The sequence below is a fragment of the Rosettibacter sp. KY25 genome (assembly GCF_057554405.1).
The window spans coordinates 73,678-94,098 of the sequence record NZ_BAAJAO010000001.1; the positions used below are offsets into that span (position 1 = coordinate 73,678).

Genomic DNA, 20,421 nt, shown 5'->3' on the forward strand with positions numbered 1-20,421 from the left:
ATTTACAATTATTCTTCTGGAGCGTAATATTCAACTTCAACAGTTCCTTGGTTAGTGCGGATTATCAGCTTTTTAACATTTGTTCTTTTTGTTTCTTCGGATTTATTTTTTTCTTCATCCGTTTGTTGATGAAAATCAAAATTTCCATCGGAAGTAATCACAATTGTATTTCCTTGTGTTAATGTTCCTTCCCCACCTTGGGGTCCTAAAAAATTAAGCAATGCCGTTCCAGAATCTAAAGTCATAGTAAAAGTGCTGTCTTCAGTATATTCAACAAATCCACTTGTTCCCCTTATCGATGCTACCACTGTTGGAGTTGTAAATTTGAATTCTTCATCTTCCGATTGTTTTTTAACATCAAAGCCTATTAACCCTTTTTGAAGAAAAGCATTTTTATTCAGATTTTTATTTTTTTTCTCTCCATAAATATGAAGTATAGAATTTTCTCGAACACGTAATAAACCAGAGCCATCTGTAAAATGAATTAATGCCAGAGATTTAAAACCAGTTTTAATTTCATTCCCATTGTAAAGTACCATTCCAATTATAGCTTTTTCCCAATCCGTTTGAGTTGATTTTCTATAATCAACTTCTTTATGAACTTTTTTTACATATGCAACTGAATTTTCGGGCTGGTTCGAATTTTTTTCTTTAATAAATGTTTTATCAAATGAAAAAGTTATTATCGCAGGTAATAATATAAAGAGTACTAAAAGTTTGATTCTCATTTTAATATCCCTCCTAATATTTATCTGCCAATTTGTTGTACACTAATTACAGAGGATAAATTTTGTTCAAGAAAGTTTAGTATTCTTATGAAGTCAGAGAAGACTAATGTATTCCCATTCTCATCTGTAAACTGAATCTGGTCAGCACTAATTTCCCCATTTTTCAATTTCATTATAAAAGCATCATCTACTTTTCCTGTTAAAAAATTAGCAAGTCTAATTAATTCTGGATTAATTACTTTCTGTCCTGTACTCTGCATACTTTGATTTCCTGTTCTAAATACAACTGGTTTACTCATTAATTCATCAAAACCACCTGGACGATGAACAACTGCTTTTACAGCTAAAATAATTACAGTGTCTGCAATTAATTCTCTGTCTAAATATTTTGTTAAATCAATATTTGTTTGCTTGCCAACATCTTTATTATTAACAAGAAGATTTCCTGAACTTAGAGCTTGTTCATTAGACTCATTTGGTTTTAGATAATTTGCTAGGACCTTATAACTTGTGGCTCCAAGTACTTCGTCCCATGAAACTAATATTGAACCAACATCCTGCACACTATTTTCAAGAGGAGAAGTTATGCTTGGCGGAGTTGGATTTAAAAATACTAATTGTTCTTCAGCTGAACTTAAATATCTTCCTTGTTTATCATAAAGATTAAATTTGATTTGAAATATACCGCTTGGCTTTCCTTTTTCTAATATTTCGTTTGTTAAATTAGAGTTATAAGAACTTTCTTCAAGTTCAATGTCATTAATCTTACCAATTTCATCATTGTAAAATGTTCTTGCAGTGAAAGGTTTTGTCTTAAACCAACCTACTTGCTGGAAACCTGTAGTCCGATCTCTCAACCAGAAAAATATTCCTTCAACAATTACTTCCATTCCAGGAGGATTTATGATTACCTGAAGCATTCTTGGTTGATTTTCGAGATTCTGTTCAACCGCAAAAGCTGCAAAATCAATTGTTGATAAATCACCAAAAATGTTCAATGTAATTGTAGCAGTTTGAGCTTTAAGAGAATTAATATCTAAAATAAAAATCAATAAAAAAGTAAAAAGTATATTAACAATCCGCATAGTTCCCTCCTATAATTTATTAAATCGAAAATGAGAGAAGAATTGGTTTATTAAAAAGTAATTATTTATTAGGATTAACTCAAGAATAATTTGTTATTTCTCAATTAAGAAATGATTTTAAAAGGAAAGTTAAATAAATAGCAGCAATTCTTGAAATAGACTAAAGCACTTTTATAAGTTGATTTTATTTAATCTGTCTTTCAGTATTTAACTGTAGTTTTTAATTTACCTTTTGTTCTTTGTCAGGATTAATAAACCCAAATTGTGGAGCAGGCTGCAAGTCAATATTTATTTCTCCAAAACGAGCTTCATATTTTTCAATGTTATCTTTCAATGCTCTCATCAACATTTTTGCATGTTGCGGCGTAGTAATTATTCTTGCCAGAACTTTAGCTTTAGGTACGCCCGGAACTACTCGAGTAAAATCAATTATAAATTCTGCAGGTGAATGAGTAATTATTGCCAAATTAGAATAAATTCCTTCGGCTTCTTTTTCTCCAAGTTCAATATTAATTTGCTGTGGTTTTATTTCATCGTGTTCCATTTTATCCTCACTATTCTGAATTATACAAAAAAATGCCCGCACAAATATGCGGGCATTAAAATTATTTTCTATACTGGTCTGCTTTATTGAAAGCTTCTTCTGATTTTTCTTTCATACCAAGATTTGCATAAACTTTACCAAGAAGTTCCCAAATTGTAGGTTCTTTTGGATTTACTGCTAAATATTTTTCGAGGTAAGGGATTGCAGCATTAAATTTTTCTTTATAAGCATCAGAAACCTCACCTTTCTCTTCCATTTCTTCTCTAATCTTTGCACCCCAACGAATGTAAGTTACTGCCAGATTATAAACCGCATTGGTGTAATCTGGGTCGATTTCTATTGCGGCTTTAAATTGCTTTTCAGCTTCTGGATAATTATCTGCGTTCAATAAAAGTACACCATAATTGTATCTGTAAAATTTATTATTCGGTTCTTTTTCAACACCTTCCTTGAAAGCACTCATTGCTACATCTAACTTATTAGCAGCAATGTAAGCATTTGATATTCTCAACAAAATTTCTCCATCATCAGGATATTTTGTTCTTCCTTTTTCAAGAACTTCAATTGCTTTATTGAAATTTTCAAATGCTTGAACACTATCTGTAGGACTTTTTGAAACTTTATAATTATCCATTAATTGATTTCCTTTCTCGGTATAAATTTGTCCAAGCATTGCAAAAGCTTCTGGTGATGTTCCAATGTTTACTAATTTTTCAAGAGGTGTTATTGCATCATCGATTCTATTGAGATTAATATAAGTATAAACAAGATTGAGATATCCACCAGCAGAATCTGGCTCGCACATAATTGAGTAATTAAAACTTTCGGCTGCTTTTTCAAAGTTAAGTTTTACAGAATCCTGATTGGAAGTTTTTGTAGCTTTATTGAAAAAGCTTACACCCTTATTAAAACTTGTTGCCCAATAATATTTTTTTGATTCAAGAATTGATTGCTCGAATTTCTTACTTATTGATAATGATTTATCAAAAGCTTCGAGCATTTTTGGAATATCTCCTTCTTCACCGTAGAGATAACCCAATAGATACCAACCTTCATCACTGTTTGGATTTTTTTGAACTTCTTTTAATAAAGTTTCTTTAGCTTTTTCGTATTGCTTTTGATTAATATAGAGTTTTGCACCTGTTAATTCAGCGGATGCACATTGGAATGCGGTAATTCCTAAGACCATTCCTAAAATACTTAAATAAATAAGTGCTTGTTTCATTGATTCTCCTAAATTTAAAAATATGTTAAAATATGTATCGAAAAATAACCAATTTCAATTTCGCAAGTCAAGGATAACAACAAATAAAAAACCCCGGATAAATCCAGGGCACAAAATTTTTTATAAGAAATTTTTTATCAGACTTCCATTATTTCCTTTTCTTTGTGCTTAATTAATTCATCAATCTTTGCAATATGGTCATCTGTAATTTTTTGGACTTCCTTTTCAGCTTCTTTGAGTTCATCTTCTGTCAGTTCTTTATTCTTTTCCATTTTTTTGAGATGGTCGTTCGCGTCTCTTCTTACATTTCTTAATGCTATTTTTGCATCTTCACCAAATTTTTTTACAAGTTTAACAAGTTCTTTTCTTCGTTCTTCTGTTAATGGAGGTATTGGAATTTTAATGTTTGTTCCATCGCTGACTGGATTTAAACCAAGTTCAGATGTAAGAATAGCTTTTTCAATCACACTTACCATACTTTTATCCCAAGGAGTAACTGAAAGAGTATGAGCATCAAGCACTGATACATTTCCTACTTGATTTAATGGGGTCATTGTTCCATAATAATCCACTTTGATACCATCTAAAAGTGCAGTTGTTGCTTTTCCAGTTCTTATTTTTGCAATTTCATTTCTAAATGCTTCTATTGTTTTGTCCATTCTTTGTTTGGCATCTTTAATAACTTGATTGTTTATCATGGCTGCCTCACTTTTTGGAATTAATTAGATTTTTGAAGTAAAATTACCAACTGATGTTCCCACATTTTCTCCTGTAACAACTTTCAATAAATTATCAGGAACATCCATATTAAATACAACAATTGGAAGATTATTTTCCTGACACATACTAATTGCAGTAAGGTCCATAACTCTAAGATTCATTTTAAGAACATCAAGGTAGGAAATCTGTTCAAACATATTTGCATTTGGATTTTTCTCAGGGTCAGAATCAAAAACACCATTTACTCTAGTCCCTTTGAAAATTGCATCTGCTTCAATTTCAACAGCTCTTAATGTTGCAGCTGTATCAGTACTAAAATATGGATGACCTGTTCCAGCACCAAAAATAACAACTCTACCTTTTTCAAGATGTCGAATTGCTCTTCTTCTGATATATGGTTCAGCAACTTCTTCCATTTTTATTGCAGTCATTAATCTTGTAAATATTCCTTTATGTTCAAGAGCATTTTGTAAAGCTAGTGAATTGATGATTGTAGCAAGCATACCCATCTGATCACCAGTAACTCTGTCAATCCCTTGAGAAGCAGCATTTAATCCTCTGTAAATATTTCCACCGCCAATTACAATTCCAATTTGAACACCGAGGTCGTGAACCTTTTTTATTTCATCAGCAAAATAATTAAGAACTTTAGGGTCAATACCAAAGGATTGGTCACCCATTAAAGATTCACCACTAAGTTTAAGAAGTATTCTTTTATACTTGAGGTTAGAATGCATAAGATTTTTTTGAATTATTGCAAGCCAATATAAAAAAAAAGGTCTTATTAAGAAATAAGACCTTTTATTAATTACTTCTTTTCGTCGCTTAAGTGGAAGCGTTTGAATCTTACTAGTTTTACCTGTGAATTATTTTTCTTATTAAATTCTTCTATCAGGTTTCCAACTTTTTTGGTATTATCTTTAACAAAAATCTGTTCTATCAGACAATTTTCTTCATAGAACTTATTCAATTTGCCCATAGCAATTTTTTCAAGAACCTGTTCAGGTTTTCCTTCTTTACGAGCAAGTTCTTTATAAATTTCGAGTTCTTTTTCGATAACTGATTTATCAACTTCTTCTCTATAAATTGTAATTGGTCTCATTGCTGCAATTTGCATTGCAATGTCTTTCAGTATCGGCTGAAGCTCTGAAGCTTTATCTTGAGGCACATTTTCAGCAGATACAAGAACGCCAAGCTTTGAGCCGTGATGTATGTAATCTACAATCAAACCATTTTCGACATTTTCAAAAGCAAATCTAGATACTTCAATTTTCTCACCAATTTTTCCTATCAAAGCATTGAGCTCATCCTGAACATTTTTGCCATTCATCGATAATTGAAGCAATGAGTTTACATCTGCAGGTTTATTTTGAACAAGTGTATCGAGAACAAAATTAGCAAAATTTACAAAGTCTTCACTTTTTGCAACAAAATCTGTTTCACAATTAATTTCAACAATTACTGCAGAACTTCCATTATCAAATACACGAGTTAATATCAAGCCTTCGTTGGCAGCTTTCTCAGCTCTTTTAGCTGCAACTGCGGCTCCTTTTTTTCTGAGTAATTCTATTGCTTTTTGAAAATCTCCATTAGCCTCTTCAAGAGCTTTTTTGCAGTCAACCATTCCTGCGCCGGTTTTGTCTCTTAGTTCCTTTACTTGAGTTGCACTTATTGCCATAATCTATTCTCCGATTTCAATTTTGATTTTCCTGTGTAGATGAATTTTCTTCTTTTACATTTTGATTTTGTTCAGTATTGGATTGATTGGATACAGAAGATTCAGCTTGGGAAGATTCAGCTTTTTCAGTTCTGCGTTTTGATTCACCTTTTTTATCATCATTATTGAATCTTACTCTTCTAATTCTTCCTTTTGCTTGTTTCTTTTCTGGTTCTTGTTCTTCTTCCTCTGTAACTTTCTTTTCTCTTTCTTTTTCTGCAACTTCCTGAGCCTTTAATTCTTTTGCTTTCGCATTGCCTTCGATTACTGCATCAGCAATTACCTTAGTTATAATTTCAATTGCTCGAGATGCATCATCATTTGCCGGGATAACATAGTCAATTGGGTCTGGGTCGCAATTTGTATCAACAATAGCAAACACAGGAATATTTAATCTTTCTGCTTCTTTAACTGCGATGGCTTCTTTTTTTACATCCACTACAAACAATGCACCCGGCAATTTGGTCATTGTTTCAACACCATCAAGCACTTTTCTTAATTTTTCTTTTTCTCTTGTTAAAACCAATCTTTCTTTTTTGGTTATTTTATCGAAAGTTCCATCGCTTTCCATTTTTTCTATATTTTGAAGTCTCTTAACACTTTTGCGAATTGTTGCAAAGTTTGTCAGCATTCCACCGAGCCATCTTTCACTTACCCAGTTTGAATCACATCTTTTTGCTTCGGCGGCAATTGTTCCTTTTGCTTGCTTTTTAGTTCCAACAAAAAGAACTTTTTTTCCTTGAGCAACAATTTCTGTGATAGCTTCTGCAGCACGGTCGATTGCTTGTTGTGTTTTCTTAAGGTCAATAATATGAATCCCATTTTTTTCCATGAAAATGTAGGGTTTCATTTTGGGATTCCAGCGGCGTGTCAGGTGTCCAAAATGTGCACCTGCTTCAATTAAATCTGTAAGTTGTACTCTTGGCATATTTTTCTCCTGTTTTATCTTCTACTCTCATCTTATCCTCCATTGCATTAAGCATTGGTTGGATAAGTTTGCTTTTCATCCCAAATTAATGGGACACAGGAAGCAAATACGAGAGTATGAATGGTTAAATAAATTAGTTGATTATCTCTTAGAGAATTGGAATCTCTTTCTTGCTTTTTTCTGTCCGTATTTTTTGCGTTCGACCATACGTGGGTCGCGCTTCAACAAACCTTCTGCTTTTAACAATGGACGAAAATCTGGGTTCAAATCTTCAAGTGCACGTGCTATTCCAAGTCGTATTGCATCCGATTGACCAGTAATTCCACCTCCAGTAACATTTGCAAAAACATCATACTTCCCTAATGTTTGAGTTACAACAAAAGGAAGTAAAATATTATCGCGATGTTCTTTTAGTGGAAAATAATTTTCAAACTCTCGTTCATTAATTGTTACTTTGCCAGAACCATTTCTCAAATAAACTCTGGCAACAGAAGTTTTTCTTCTTCCTACAAATATTTTATCTGCCATCAAATAACTCCGTTATAAACTTAACACTTCTGGTTTTTGAGCTGCATGAGGATGATTTTCACCGGCATAGACTTTTAATTTCTTAATTAATTTTCTTCCAAGACGATTTTTGGGGAGCATCCCTTTTACCGCATGTTCTACTACAAATTCCGGTTTATTAGCAAGCAGCTCTTGAAAACTTTTGATTTTAACTCCACCTGGATACATTGTATGCCAGAAATAAGTTTTTAAGGATTCTCTTTTCCCTGTAACTCGAACTTTATCGGCATTAATCACGATTACAAAATCGCCTGTATCCATGTTGGGTGTAAAAACAGGTTTATGCTTACCTCTAATAATTCTTGCTACTTTAGCAGCTAATCTGCCTAAAACCTGATCTTTAGCATCAACAATATACCATTTTCGATTTGCTTCTTCAGGTTTAATGAACTTAGTAATCTTTTCTTGCTTCAAGATAGCCTCCAAATACAAAAATCTATTTTTCAAAGGTTTCAAATATATTTCTATAGCTTTAGAATGTCAAGAAATTCGAAATTTTTAATTTATTATTTAGTTTTCGGTTTGAAATTATTTCATATTTATCATCTTTACAGTGTTATTTTTACTTGAAAGTAAAAAAATAAGATATGACTCCTCATGAAATATTAAAAAAATACTTTGGGTTCGACGAGTTCAGACCTGCACAACAAGAAATTATTGATGCAATTCTGAATGGAGAAAATGTTCTTGCTGTTCTTCCAACTGGAGGAGGCAAATCTATCTGTTATCAAATTCCTGCTATTCTATCAAATTCTTTTTCTATTGTTATTTCTCCTCTTATTGCTTTAATGAAAGATCAGGTTGATACAATAAATAAAAAAATAAAAATAGCTGCTTTCATAAACAGTACACTTTCACAAAAAGAAATTCAATTAGTATTCAATGATATTTCAAATGGAAAAATTAAACTTCTCTACCTTTCACCAGAAAAGTTAGACAATATCAATTTTGCTGAAACAATAAAACAGCTTTCCCCATCATATCTCTTTGTTGACGAAGCACACTGCATTAGTGAATGGGGACATAACTTTAGACCAAGCTATAGAAAAATTAAACACTTTGCAGAATTTACTGGCATAACAAAAATTTCTGCTTTTACTGCCACAGCTACTGAAGATGTTCGTAAAGATATTTTAGAACAACTTGGAATAATTAATGCAAGAATTTTTATTCATGGTTTTGAAAGAAAGAATCTTAATCTTAATGTTATCAAAACAAAAGAAAAAAAAGAAACTTTATTAAAATTAATCATCCCTTCTGCAATACCAGCAATTATTTACACAGCAACCAGAAAATTAGCTGAAGAAGTCTATGAATTCTTAAAATACAATAAAATTAATTGCACCTATTATCATGCAGGATTAAACGCAGAAAAAAGAAAACTTATTCAAGATGATTTTCTGGAAGGAAGAATTAATCTAATTATTGCAACAAATGCATTTGGAATGGGAATTGACAAAAGTGATATAAGAACAGTCATTCACTTTAATATGCCAGCAAATCTCGAAAATTATTATCAGGAAATTGGAAGAGCAGGACGAGATGGCAAACCTTCAAACATTTTTTTATTGTTTGATGAAAAAGATATTGCCATACAAGAATATTTCATAAAAAATTCTTTCCCTCAGAGAGAACAAGTTGAATTAGTCTATAATGCAATTTGTGATTATGGTAGAATTTCACTTGGAAGCATTCCAAAAAAGGAAATTCCACTTGATACAAATCTAATTTCATTCTTGCAGTCAAAAGAATTAAATAAAGCACTCATTGAATCATCAATTAAAATTCTTGAGGAATCAGGTTACATAAAATTTAATCCCGATTTCTATCAAAAGCATTATGTTCAATTTTTAATTGAGCCAGCAAAATTAAATTCATTTATCCACAAGATTAATGACAACGAACTGAAAGATTTTATATTGATTCTTGTAAGAGATTATGGTAATAAAATTTTCAGAACAAAAACTATTATTAATCTGATGAGACTTTCGGAGATATTAAATTCAAATGTCGAAAGTCTTATAGAATACTTAAAATTGTTAAACAATTCAGGCATAATCTTGTATGAACCTCCTTCATTATTTCCAACTGTGACAATTTTAAAATCAAGAGTAAAAAGTGAAGATTTGCTTCTAGATTTTTCTAAAACAAAAAAACTTATTGAACACAATAAAAATAAACTTCAAAAAATGATTGGTTATATAACATCCAACGAATGCAGATTTTCATATATACTAAATTATTTTGGGGAAATAAAAGAAAATTATAAATGCGGCAGATGCGATCTATGCCTTGGAAAAACAACAACATTAAATGATGATGACTATTTAAGAAGACACATAATTACAACATTACTTGAATTCAAAAATCCATTACATAAAAAAGAACTTTTTAAAACTATCACTGGAAAAGATACAAAATACCACAATATTTCCACTTTTGGCTCATGTGAACATTTTTCAGTAATTGAATTAGAGGATGTGCTTTCAACATTGGAGTTGGAAAATATTATATCAATAAAAAATGATATTATTTTCTATAAGCAAAATAATCTTAATTTATTTTTGTCAGAAGACTCTGAAATAAATCAAAAAAATTATGAAGATGAGTTAAAACTTTTTAATATTCTCAGACAAATTAGAAAAGAAGCATCTGAAAAATTTAATCAGCCGGCACAGTTAATTTGTCCAGATAATGTCCTGAGAGAAATTTCTAAGCTTCGTCCAAAATCATATTCGGAATTTCTTGAAATCGATGGTTTTAATAACAGAATGTTCAATAAAATCGGAGCTGAATTTATAGAGGCAATCAATGAATTCGAAAAAAATGAAACCAATATTCACAAAATAAAAGAAAAAAATTTACCGCATACTTCATATCAAATACTTGAATTAATTCAAAAAAAATATTCACTTGAAGATATAGCAAGCATCACTAAAATTCCCGAATCAATTCTTTCTGTTCAGATAGAAACATTAATAGAAGCAATACCTGATTTGGAAATTGATTCTCTGTTTAATTATGATGAACTAAAAATGATTTATGAAAAAATCGATGAAGGCATTTTTGATTTAAAAGAACTTAGAAAATGCTTTAATGAAAAAATAAGTTATGCAAAATTAAGAATAGCATTAGCAAAGAGAAGGGTTAATTAATTGCTTTGGTGTTTTTTAAGTCTTTAAGAAACTCATCAGCTTTCTTAAAAAAATTTTCCCATTGTTTTTGGTTTGCTTTTAACCCTTTTAAATATTCTTCAAAATCTTTCGGACTGACTTTATATCTATCAAACATTTTTTTTCTATATACATTTAACGAATCAACATTGTAAAAATATTTTTCCTCGAGAATAATATTTTCTACATAAATTTTGACTGCGGTTTGCTCATCAATATTTTTTTTGTCGCAGCCTGTTAGAAACATCATTAAACATATGCAAAAAGAAAAAATAAATTTATTTCTTCTTGCTTGCTTCAAATAAGATTCTCTTTTCACGTTCGGTTAAATTTTTGTAGCCGCTTTGACTGATTTTATCGAGTATTCTATCAATTTCTTCTTGAGTAATTTCTTCTTCATCTTTTGATTCTATATCGTAAAAATCTGCTTCTTCAATATCTTTTGAAAACGACGGTTTTCTTAATCTTGAAGTAAACTTAAAACTGGATTTTTTCTTAGAATAACCAAATATATTACTGAATTGAAAATTGTATCTTCTATCAAGTAAAATAAATAAAAATCCTGTGACTGCACCTCCAATATGAGCAAGATGAGCTACAAGTGTAGGTTCATTAACCGATAAAAATTCTATAACAATAAGAAATGCAATAAGATATTTAGCTTTAATTGGAATTAAGAAGTATAGAAAAATGTAACGGTCGGGGAAAAACATAGCAAATGCAATCATAATACCAAAAACAGCCCCAGATGCCCCAATTGTTGGAGCCAATGATTCAGAGAATAAAGGTGACAAAAAGATTTGAAACAAACCTGCTCCAAAGCCGCACAATAAATAATAAATCAAAAATTTTTTAGAACCCATAATATTTTCTAACTCCATTCCGAACATCCAGAGCATAAACATATTAAAGAGAATATGTGTAAAGTCACCATGCATAAATTGATAAGTTAGGAACTGCCAGATTTTAAAATTATAAGGCATGCCTGCACTGTCGATTCCTTTAATTGGGTTTAATGCAAAGTATCTATTCAAAATATACCAGCCAGGTACTCCATTAAAGTTGATGTTATCAAATATCATTTGGATTAAAAAAACACCAACATTAATTATTAATAGATTTTTTATAACTGGAGGGAAAAAGGAAAATCCTCCAAAACCAGAAGGACGATAATAATCTCTTGAATCTAAACTCATTTATATGCCTATGTTCTATCTAATTATTAAATTACTATTTCTTTTATAAATTATCCAAAAACATTAATAAAAAAATATGCAGGAGCATAAAGAAATATCTTAGCTCCTGCTTTAAAATTTTATTCGAGTTAATCAAACATCATCATTTAATGCTGCAACGCCAGGCAGAACTTTTCCTTCAAGAAATTCTAGTGAAGCACCACCTCCAGTTGAAACATGTGATACCTTATCTTCAAGTCCAGCTTTTTTAATTGCTGCAGCAGAATCACCACCACCAATTATTGTAATAGCACCTTTTTCTGTAGCTTCAGCAAGTGCTTGAGCAATTGCATTTGTTCCTTTAGCAAAATTATCAAATTCAAAAACACCGAGAGGACCATTCCAAATAATTGTTTTGCTTTCAAGTATAACTTTGCGAAATTCTTCTATTGTTTTTGGTCCAATATCCAATCCCATTTTATCTGCAGGAATTTTATCAGAGTCAACAACCATTGATGGTGATTCATTTTTAAATTCAGATGCAACTACATTATCAATTGGCAATAGAACTCTTGCATTTGATTTTTTGAATTTCTCAAGTGTTTCTTTTGCCAGTTCAATTTTTTCTTCTTCAAGTAATGAAGTTCCAATTTCATAACCCATAGCTTTATAAAATGTATAAGCCATCCCCCCGCCGATTAAAAGATTATCAACTTTAGGCAATAAATTTTCTATCACATCAATCTTACCAGAAATTTTAGAACCTCCAAGAATTGCAGTAAATGGTCTAACAGGATTTGATATTGCTTCGCCGAGATAATTCAATTCTTTTTGCATTAAGTAACCAGCTGCACAAACTTTGATAAATTTAGTCACACCTTCAGTTGAAGCATGGGCTCTATGTGCACTTCCAAAAGCATCATTGATGTAAACATCCCCAAGTTCTGCAAGCTGTTGTGCAAATGCAGGGTCGTTTTTTTCTTCTTCAGCATGGAATCTTAAATTTTCTAAAAGAAGAACTTCTCCTTCCTTTAATGAATTTACAATTGCTTTTACTTGTTCGCCTACACAATCAGGTGCAAATTTTACATCCATATCGAGCAGTTCACTTAAACGAACAGCAACCGGCTTCAAAGTATATTTTGGATTTGGTGCACCTTTAGGTCTTCCAAGATGACTCATTAAAATGCACTTACCGCCTTCATTAATAATTTTTTTAATAGTAGGAAGAGCAGCAGTAATACGAAGGTCATCTGTAATGTTCATATTTTCATCATAAGGAACATTGAAGTCAACACGAACAAGAACTCTTTGCCCTTTAAGGTTAACTTTGTCAATACTGAGTTTTTTCATTTTATCCTCCTGTTTTAGGAATTTTCTTTATCGAAAATTAGATGTTAGAAAGGATATATACAAAAAAGACGCAGCCGTAATTAGCGGACTGCGTCTTAATCGAGCATCATTAATAAATTATTTTGTATTAATCATCTTCATTAATAAATCTACAACTCTGCAGGAATAACCCCATTCATTATCATACCAGGATATAATCTTGAAGAATCTTTTTTCACCTTTAAGATTATTTTGCAAAGTTGCAAGTGAATCATAAATTGAAGAACGGTCATCATGAATAAAATCGGTTGATACAACTTCTTCGTTGCAATAACCAAGAATTCCTTTAAGATATGTTTCTGAAGCTTTTTTCATCAATTCATCAATTTCTTGAATTGATGTTTCTCTTTCTGACCTAAATGTTAAATCGACAACAGAAACATCAGCTGTAGGAACACGGAAAGACATTCCAGTTAATTTACCTTTAGTCTGAGGTAAAACTTCACCAACTGCTTTTGCTGCACCAGTAGTTGAAGGAATAATATTAATTGCAGCTGCACGGCCACCTCTCCAATCTTTCTTTGATGGTCCATCAACTGTTTTTTGTGTCGCAGTGTATGAGTGAATTGTTGTCATCAATCCTGTTTCGATTCCAATTCCTTCTTTAATCAATACATGAACGAGTGGTGCAAGACAATTTGTTGTACAAGATGCATTTGATACAATGTGATGTTTCTCTGGGTCATATTCATTATCGTTTACGCCCATAACAAAAGTTTTTACATCACCTTTGCCTGGAGCTGTAATAATTACTTTTTTAGCACCAGCAGCTAAATGACCTTTTGCTTTTTCAGAATCAGTGAATAAACCTGTTGATTCAAGAACATATTCTACTCCAAGGTCTTTCCATGGCAGTTGTGAAGGATCTTTTTGAGCTAACAAGCATTTAATTTTATGACCATTAACAACAAGAATATCATCATTCTCTAATGATGGGTCACTTTTTTCACTGCTCAATGTTCCTTTAAACTTACCATGAACTGAATCATACTTTAATTGATAAGCAAAATATTTAGCATCATTTGAAATATCCACAACAGCAACAACATCTACCTCTTTGCCAAGGTAGCCTTTGTCTGCTAATACATTAATTATTTGTCTGCCAATTCTTCCGAAACCATTAATTCCGACTTTTGTTGCCATGATTTTTTCCTCCATATACGAATTTGTGTAAATTTTGAATGGCAATATAGTTATTAATTAAAGAAGTTTCAATTTATCTTAATAATTAATTTAATAATTTCTGTATATCATCAAATTAAGCTAATTAATTGAGGATATACTTGAACTTTAACTTTGATATTTTATTAAAAAAATAATTGGTGATTAATTTTGAAAAGGTTATTTTTCAATGACAATTATAATAAATCAGTGGGTGTAAGTATGAACTCATCTGAGTTTTTATCATATGTCCCAATTTTTTCTGAATTGCCGATTTCCGAGTTAGAAAAAATTGAAAAAGTTGGTTCAAGAAAAAAATATGCTAAGAATGAGATAATATTAAAAGAAGATGAAGCTGGTTCTGCACTATTTGTAATTATATCAGGTAAAGTAAAAGTTGCAAGGACAAGTCCAGATGGCAAAGAAGTTATTTTGACAATTTTAAATGAAAGTGATTTTTTTGGAGAGATGGCAATTCTGGATGGACAAACTCGTTCTGCAACTGTAACTGCAATTGAAGATACAGAACTTTTTATAATACAACGCAATGATTTTATTACATTGCTAACAAATCATCCTGAAGTTTCAATATCTTTACTTCAGGAATTAACTAAAAGACTCAGAGCAGCAGATGTAAAAATCAAGGCTCTTTCATTAAAAGATGCAGAAGGAAAAGTTGCTACAGTTTTACTCCAATTAGCAGATGAGTTTGGAAAAATTAAACATGGACAGGTAGAATTAGAAAACCTGCCGAACCAACAAGATTTAGCAAATATGGCTGGAACTTCAAGAGAAACAATTTCAAGAACATTGCACGCTTTTGCAAAGAAAGGATTGATTGAAATTGATGGTTCAAAAATTCGCATCATTGACTACGAAAAATTTAAGGAACTCTATAGTTAATGTCGGCAAAGGTTGATTTACATATTCATACAACTTATTCAGATGGAGCTTACTCCCCTTTTGAAATCATAGACAAAGCTTATAAAGCAGGCTTGAGTATTATAAGCATAACGGACCATGATAGTATCAATGGGATTAAAGAAGCAATTTTATATGGGAAAGAAAAAGGAATTGAAGTTATTCCCGGCTTAGAATTAAGCACCGACATCGAAGATAAAGAAGTTCACTTGTTAGCATATTTTATTGACATCGATAATGAGGAACTTCAGAAGTATCTAAAATTTTTCCGAGAAGAGAGACTTTATAGAGCTAAAAGAATTGTTCAAAAATTGAGGAATCTCGGATTATCAATTTCCATTGATGATGTCTTAGACCGAACAAATAACTCAGCTGTAGGAAGGCCTCATATAGCTTATACACTTGTTGACCTTGGCTTAGTGAATAATTATACAGAAGCATTTGAAAAATATCTGGGAGATAACTGCCCCGCATATGAACGCAAAATTCATATCTCACCAAATAGTGCATTAAAATTAATTAACGATAGCGGTGGTTTATCATTTATAGCTCATCCCGGTTATATGAAAGAATCAATATTATTAAATATTATTAAAGCAGGAGTTGATGGTATTGAAGTAATTCATCCAAGCCATAATGAAAACCAGATTAATTTTTATAGAGGAATCGTCAATCAATATTGTTTGTTAGAAACCGGGGGTTCAGATTTTCATGGAGGCAAAAAGAATGATGAAGAAAATCTTGGCCAATATTGTATCTCTCTCAACCACGTTGATGCAATGAGAAAAATGCTCCTAAAAAATACCGCATAGAATCTTAGTTGTAAAATGCCTTTAGAGAATTTATATCTAAAAAAATTCTAAATTTGCTTTCAATATTATAATCTATCAGGGAATAGAATGAAAAGAATATTTTTAATTATCATTTATGCATTAACAAGTTTTAGTTATGCTCAAAACATTGGACAATGGAAAATATTTTCGGATATGAAAAATATTCAGTCTATAACTTTAACAAATGATGGATTATGGGCTGCAACAACTGGAGGAGCTTTCAAATACAATTTTTCAGATGGAACATTTTTCACTTTAACAAAAGCTGATAAATTAAATAGTCAAGTCCTAAGCTCAATTAATTCCGACAGTGAAGGTAAAATATGGTTCGGTTCTTTTGAAGGATATATAATTTCATATAATCCCAAAGACAATTTTGTAAAAAATATTCTTGATATTTATAAATCAAACAAAACACAAAAACGAATTAACAACATTTTTACAAAAAGCGATACAATTTTTGCATCAACAGATTTTGGCTTAGTGCTGATAAATTCTAAAAATTATTTTCTTTATGATACTTTTTTAAAGTTAGGAGACTTCCCTTCCGAATCAAAAGTAACTTGTGCAATAAAAACTTCTTTAATTTATGTATGCACAGAAAATGGTGTTGCAGTACAAAAACCAGGAACAATTAATCTTACTGCCCCAGAATCATGGACTACATTTAAACTTAAGACCAACATTAATGCTACTTCAATTAAAAAAATTATTGAATGGAATAACAATATTTTAATTGCAACAGACAATGGAATTTTTTCTTTTGAAAATAATCAATGGAAACCCTTCCTTTTTCAAGGAACAAACATAATCGATATTTCATCATCGGATAACAAATTATCCATAGCAACCGATAATTCGGTTTATCAATTTTTCAATAATGAACTAACAAAAATTTATGAAGACTTTACAAACTCGATATCTTCTGTAATCAGCAATGGGTCTAGAATTTACATTGGCACAAATAATGGTTTGATTGAATTCAACAATAGCAATGTAAAAGTACTATACCCAGAAGGTCCAGCTGGAAATTTATTTATAAATCTTGCAGCAGATAATGACGGCAATTTATGGATTGCAACAGGAAGAGATGGAGCAGGAATTGGTTTCATGAAATTTGATGGTGAAAATTGGACGCTTTACAACAAACAAAAATATCCTCAACTTCCTTCTAATGATTATTTCAATATTTATGCTGATAAAGATAACACAGTTTATCTTGCAAATTGGGGAAATGGTTTTACAATTTTTAAGGATGGCAATTTTAAAGTCTACAAAAAAGATAACAGCCCTCTTATTGGGATAGCAAATGATACAAATTTTATTGCAATCTCTGATGTTAAAACAGATTCAAAAGGAAATATCTGGATTACAAATTTTAATCCTGCAAACAACAAACCATTAATTGTATTGACTAAAGATAACAAATGGTACAGTTATACATTGGCAAGCTTTGGCTTTACAGAAAAAGACGGAATATACAGAATGGTAATTGACCAGTACGATACAAAATGGTTTTTGTTATTTTCTGGAAAAACAGGTCTCTATTATTTTAATGAAAATGGTACATTTGAAAATTTGAATGATGATAGATTAGGTTATCTCAGCACAAACAATGGATTAATTTCAAATGATGTTAAAGCATTATCAGTTGATAAACGCGGACAACTATGGATTGGAACAAGTCTGGGAATGAATTTTATTTCAGACCCTTCTAATCCAAGAATATCAGAATTAATTATTCCATCACTAAGAAGTCAAAGTATTACTTGCATAGCTGTTGATGCTTTAGACCAGAAATGGGTTGGAACAACTAATGGTGTTTTTGTTCTTTCTTCAGATGGACTTCAATTACTTGCTCATTTTACTTCAAAAGATTCACCTATTCCTGATGATAATATAAGAAGCATTGCTGTGGATGAAAAAAATGGAAGAGTTTATATAGGCACCGATTATGGCCTTGCAATGATTCAAACATATGCTATAAAACCTGTTGAAAGTTTCAATGAACTTTTTATTTATCCCAATCCATTCATTATTGAAAGCAAAAACAATTATGTTACAATTGATGGATTGATAAAAAATTCTTACATAAAAATTCTTGATATCAGCGGGAATCTTATAAAATATATTAAAACTCCAGGAGGTAGAATTACTCTCTGGGATGGAACTGATATGGATGGTAATTTAGTAGCAAGCGGAATTTATATAGTTGTAGCATACGACGAAGAAGCAAACAATGTAACTACAGGTAAAATTGCAGTAATTAGAAAATAACATGATAGACATAAAAAATTTATCGATTCAATTTACAGGTGAAAACCTGTTCGAAAATGTTAACCTGAAAATTGGCAAACATGATAAAATTGCTTTAGTTGGTGCTAATGGAAAAGGCAAATCAACTTTTCTAAAATTAATTTATGGAATAGAAAAACCTGAAACAGGAGAAATTAATAAACAGAAAGGTATTCGAATTGGATACTTACCGCAGGATTTAATTTCATTCCGTGATAAAACTTTGTTTGAAGAAGTAAAATCTTCCATGATTGAATTAAACACAATAATTGAAAAAGAAAAAGAAATCCTTGATTCATTAAATAAAAATAATCTATCAGAAATTGACAGACAGGAATTAATTGAATCGCTTGGAGAAATTAATGATAAAAAAGAAAATATTGACTTTTACAGAGCTGACTCAAAAATTAAAAAAGTTCTAACGGGCTTAGGTTTTCAAGAAAAAGATTTTTTCAGATTGACTCAGGAATTCTCAGGCGGATGGCAAATGAGAATTCAACTTGCAAAAATTCTTCTTGCTGAAAATGATTTAATTTTACTTGATGAACCCACAAATCATCTTGATATCGATACTCTAACTTGGCTTGAAGAATTTCTTTATGATTTCAAAGGTGCATTGATAATTGTTTCTCACGATAAACATTTCATAAATAAAGTTACAAATAAGACTCTTGAGATATTCAATAAACAAATTAATTTTTTCCCTGGCACTTATGACCAATATCTAAATTTCAAAAAAGAAAGAGAAGCTCAATTAAAAGCTATTGAAAAAAATCGAGAGAAAAAGATAAAAGAAATAGAAAGATTTATTGAAAGATTTAGATACAAAGCAACAAAAGCTCGTCAGGTTCAAAGCCGCATTAAAATGCTTGATAAAATGGAATCTGTTGAACTGATTGAAGATGAAAAAAAGATTGAGATAAAATTCCCAGAAACACCAAAAAGTGGAAGCATCCCTGTTGAGTTAAAAAATGTATACAAAGCCTACAATAATTTAGAAGTATTAAAAGATGTAAACATAAAAATCGAAAGAGGAGAAAAGATTGCTGTAGTTGGACCAAATGGTGCAGGTAAAACTACTTTTGCAAAAATTGTTGGGAATAAAATTGATGTTTCAAAAGGGGAAGTTATCTATGGGCATAACACAATTATTTCTTATTACGAGCAAGAAGTTGCAGACAGCTTAAATTTAGAATACGACTTAATTGACACACTTGAAGAAATAAATGATGAATTAACTCCAGGACAAATTAGAAAAATTCTTGGATCGTTTCTTTTTACTGGTGATGATGTTTTTAAAAAAGTAAAAGTTTTATCTGGAGGAGAAAAAAGCAGACTTGCACTTGCAAGATTATTACTAACCAAAAGCAATTTAATCATACTTGATGAACCTACAAATCATCTTGATTTATCTTCAAAAGAAATTCTGCAAAAAGCATTAGTTGATTTTTCTGGCACTTTAATAATTGTGTCACACGATATCGATTTTCTCAAGCCAATAGTCAACAAAGTTATTGAAATAAGAAATCAGAGCTTAAAAGTTTTTTATGGTGGAATTGAATATTATCTTCAAAAAAAATTATTGGAATCCATCCCATCGAGTAAAGAATTAGAAGAAGAAAAATTTAACCAGTTAAAAGAATCAGCAAAATCTAACCGGAAAGAACAAAAAAGATTAGAAGCCGAATTAAGACAAAAAAAATATGCTTTAACTAAAGACATTAAAAAAGAATTAGAAAACTCTGAAAAAGAAATCATAAGATTAGAAAACTTAAAAAATGATATTGAACATGAATTAACAAAACCTGAAATTTTCAGTAATCCTGAACTTGCAAGAGAAAAAAATCTCGAATACGAAAAAATAAAAAAGCTGCTTAATGATGAATATAACCGTTGGGAAGAACTAAACTATAAATTAGAAGAAATTGAAAAGAGCATCACAATAAATAATAATTAA

At 30.8% G+C, this 20,421-nt stretch carries 19 protein-coding genes; 5 read left to right on the forward strand and 14 right to left on the reverse strand.

All coding sequences use genetic code 11. The annotated features are described in order from the left end of the window. Positions 1–8 precede the first annotated feature (8 nt). The 10 genes from AC27L2_RS00340 to rplM all read right to left on the reverse strand — a co-directional run bounded on the left by AC27L2_RS00340 (position 9) and on the right by rplM (position 7,928). Positions 9–728, reverse strand: a complete 720-nt coding sequence (locus AC27L2_RS00340; protein WP_487209663.1) for a FecR family protein — start codon at positions 726–728, stop codon at positions 9–11. A 20-nt stretch (positions 729–748) separates the two neighbouring features. Further along, complete coding sequence (locus AC27L2_RS00345; protein WP_487209664.1) at positions 749–1,813, reverse strand: fibronectin type III domain-containing protein; 1,065 nt, start codon at positions 1,811–1,813, stop codon at positions 749–751. A gap of 220 nt (positions 1,814–2,033) precedes the next feature. Beyond that, on the reverse strand, positions 2,034–2,357 hold the full coding sequence (locus AC27L2_RS00350) for a DUF3467 domain-containing protein (RefSeq protein ID WP_487209665.1): 324 nt from the start codon (positions 2,355–2,357) through the stop codon (positions 2,034–2,036). Between the two features lie 61 nt (positions 2,358–2,418). Then, positions 2,419–3,582 carry a tetratricopeptide repeat protein gene (locus AC27L2_RS00355; RefSeq protein ID WP_487209666.1) on the reverse strand — a complete coding sequence of 388 codons (1,164 nt, stop codon included), beginning with the start codon at positions 3,580–3,582 and terminating at the stop codon, positions 2,419–2,421. Positions 3,583–3,719: 137 nt separating this feature from the next. After that, positions 3,720–4,277: a ribosome recycling factor gene (gene frr / locus AC27L2_RS00360; protein WP_487209850.1), complete on the reverse strand. Its 558-nt coding sequence runs from the start codon at positions 4,275–4,277 to the stop codon at positions 3,720–3,722. Positions 4,278–4,304: 27 nt separating this feature from the next. Next, entirely contained in the window at positions 4,305–5,039 is a 735-nt protein-coding gene (pyrH, locus tag AC27L2_RS00365; RefSeq protein ID WP_487209667.1) for a UMP kinase, read from the reverse strand. 71 nt (positions 5,040–5,110) lie between these two features. Next, positions 5,111–5,980 carry a translation elongation factor Ts gene (gene tsf / locus AC27L2_RS00370; RefSeq protein ID WP_487209668.1) on the reverse strand — a complete coding sequence of 290 codons (870 nt, stop codon included), beginning with the start codon at positions 5,978–5,980 and terminating at the stop codon, positions 5,111–5,113. A 16-nt stretch (positions 5,981–5,996) separates the two neighbouring features. Continuing rightward, entirely contained in the window at positions 5,997–6,947 is a 951-nt protein-coding gene (gene rpsB / locus AC27L2_RS00375; protein WP_487209669.1) for a 30S ribosomal protein S2, read from the reverse strand. Between the two features lie 141 nt (positions 6,948–7,088). Next, on the reverse strand, positions 7,089–7,475 hold the full coding sequence (rpsI, locus tag AC27L2_RS00380; protein WP_487209670.1) for a 30S ribosomal protein S9: 387 nt from the start codon (positions 7,473–7,475) through the stop codon (positions 7,089–7,091). A gap of 12 nt (positions 7,476–7,487) precedes the next feature. Further along, positions 7,488–7,928, reverse strand: a complete 441-nt coding sequence (gene rplM, locus AC27L2_RS00385) for a 50S ribosomal protein L13 (protein WP_487209671.1) — start codon at positions 7,926–7,928, stop codon at positions 7,488–7,490. Between the two features lie 173 nt (positions 7,929–8,101). On the opposite strand from rplM, the gene AC27L2_RS00390 reads away from it, so the two are divergent. Further along, complete coding sequence (locus tag AC27L2_RS00390; RefSeq protein ID WP_487209672.1) at positions 8,102–10,669, forward strand: RecQ family ATP-dependent DNA helicase; 2,568 nt, start codon at positions 8,102–8,104, stop codon at positions 10,667–10,669. Here AC27L2_RS00390 and AC27L2_RS00395 read toward each other — a convergent pair. From AC27L2_RS00395 to gap, 4 genes are all read right to left on the reverse strand, one after another. Beyond that, positions 10,662–10,937 carry a hypothetical protein gene (locus AC27L2_RS00395; RefSeq protein WP_487209673.1) on the reverse strand — a complete coding sequence of 92 codons (276 nt, stop codon included), beginning with the start codon at positions 10,935–10,937 and terminating at the stop codon, positions 10,662–10,664. The genes AC27L2_RS00390 and AC27L2_RS00395 overlap by 8 nt on opposite strands. Before the next feature lie 28 nt (positions 10,938–10,965). Then, positions 10,966–11,883 carry a rhomboid family intramembrane serine protease gene (locus tag AC27L2_RS00400; protein WP_487209674.1) on the reverse strand — a complete coding sequence of 306 codons (918 nt, stop codon included), beginning with the start codon at positions 11,881–11,883 and terminating at the stop codon, positions 10,966–10,968. A 132-nt stretch (positions 11,884–12,015) separates the two neighbouring features. Further along, complete coding sequence (locus tag AC27L2_RS00405; protein ID WP_487209675.1) at positions 12,016–13,215, reverse strand: phosphoglycerate kinase; 1,200 nt, start codon at positions 13,213–13,215, stop codon at positions 12,016–12,018. A 117-nt stretch (positions 13,216–13,332) separates the two neighbouring features. Then, a complete protein-coding gene (gene gap, locus AC27L2_RS00410) occupies positions 13,333–14,397 on the reverse strand; it encodes a type I glyceraldehyde-3-phosphate dehydrogenase (RefSeq protein ID WP_487209676.1) in 1,065 nt (354 codons plus the stop codon). A 240-nt stretch (positions 14,398–14,637) separates the two neighbouring features. Between gap and AC27L2_RS00415 the strand changes: the two genes are divergently transcribed. The 4 genes from AC27L2_RS00415 (at position 14,638) to AC27L2_RS00430 (ending at position 20,421) form a co-directional block, all read left to right on the forward strand. Continuing rightward, positions 14,638–15,318: a Crp/Fnr family transcriptional regulator gene (locus AC27L2_RS00415; protein ID WP_487209677.1), complete on the forward strand. Its 681-nt coding sequence runs from the start codon at positions 14,638–14,640 to the stop codon at positions 15,316–15,318. After that, a complete protein-coding gene (locus AC27L2_RS00420) occupies positions 15,318–16,148 on the forward strand; it encodes a PHP domain-containing protein (protein WP_487209678.1) in 831 nt (276 codons plus the stop codon). The genes AC27L2_RS00415 and AC27L2_RS00420 overlap by 1 nt, the downstream gene beginning before the upstream one ends. A gap of 87 nt (positions 16,149–16,235) precedes the next feature. After that, positions 16,236–18,446, forward strand: a complete 2,211-nt coding sequence (gene porZ / locus AC27L2_RS00425; protein ID WP_487209679.1) for a type IX secretion system anionic LPS delivery protein PorZ — start codon at positions 16,236–16,238, stop codon at positions 18,444–18,446. Position 18,447: 1 nt separating this feature from the next. After that, entirely contained in the window at positions 18,448–20,421 is a 1,974-nt protein-coding gene (locus AC27L2_RS00430) for an ABC-F family ATP-binding cassette domain-containing protein (protein WP_487209680.1), read from the forward strand.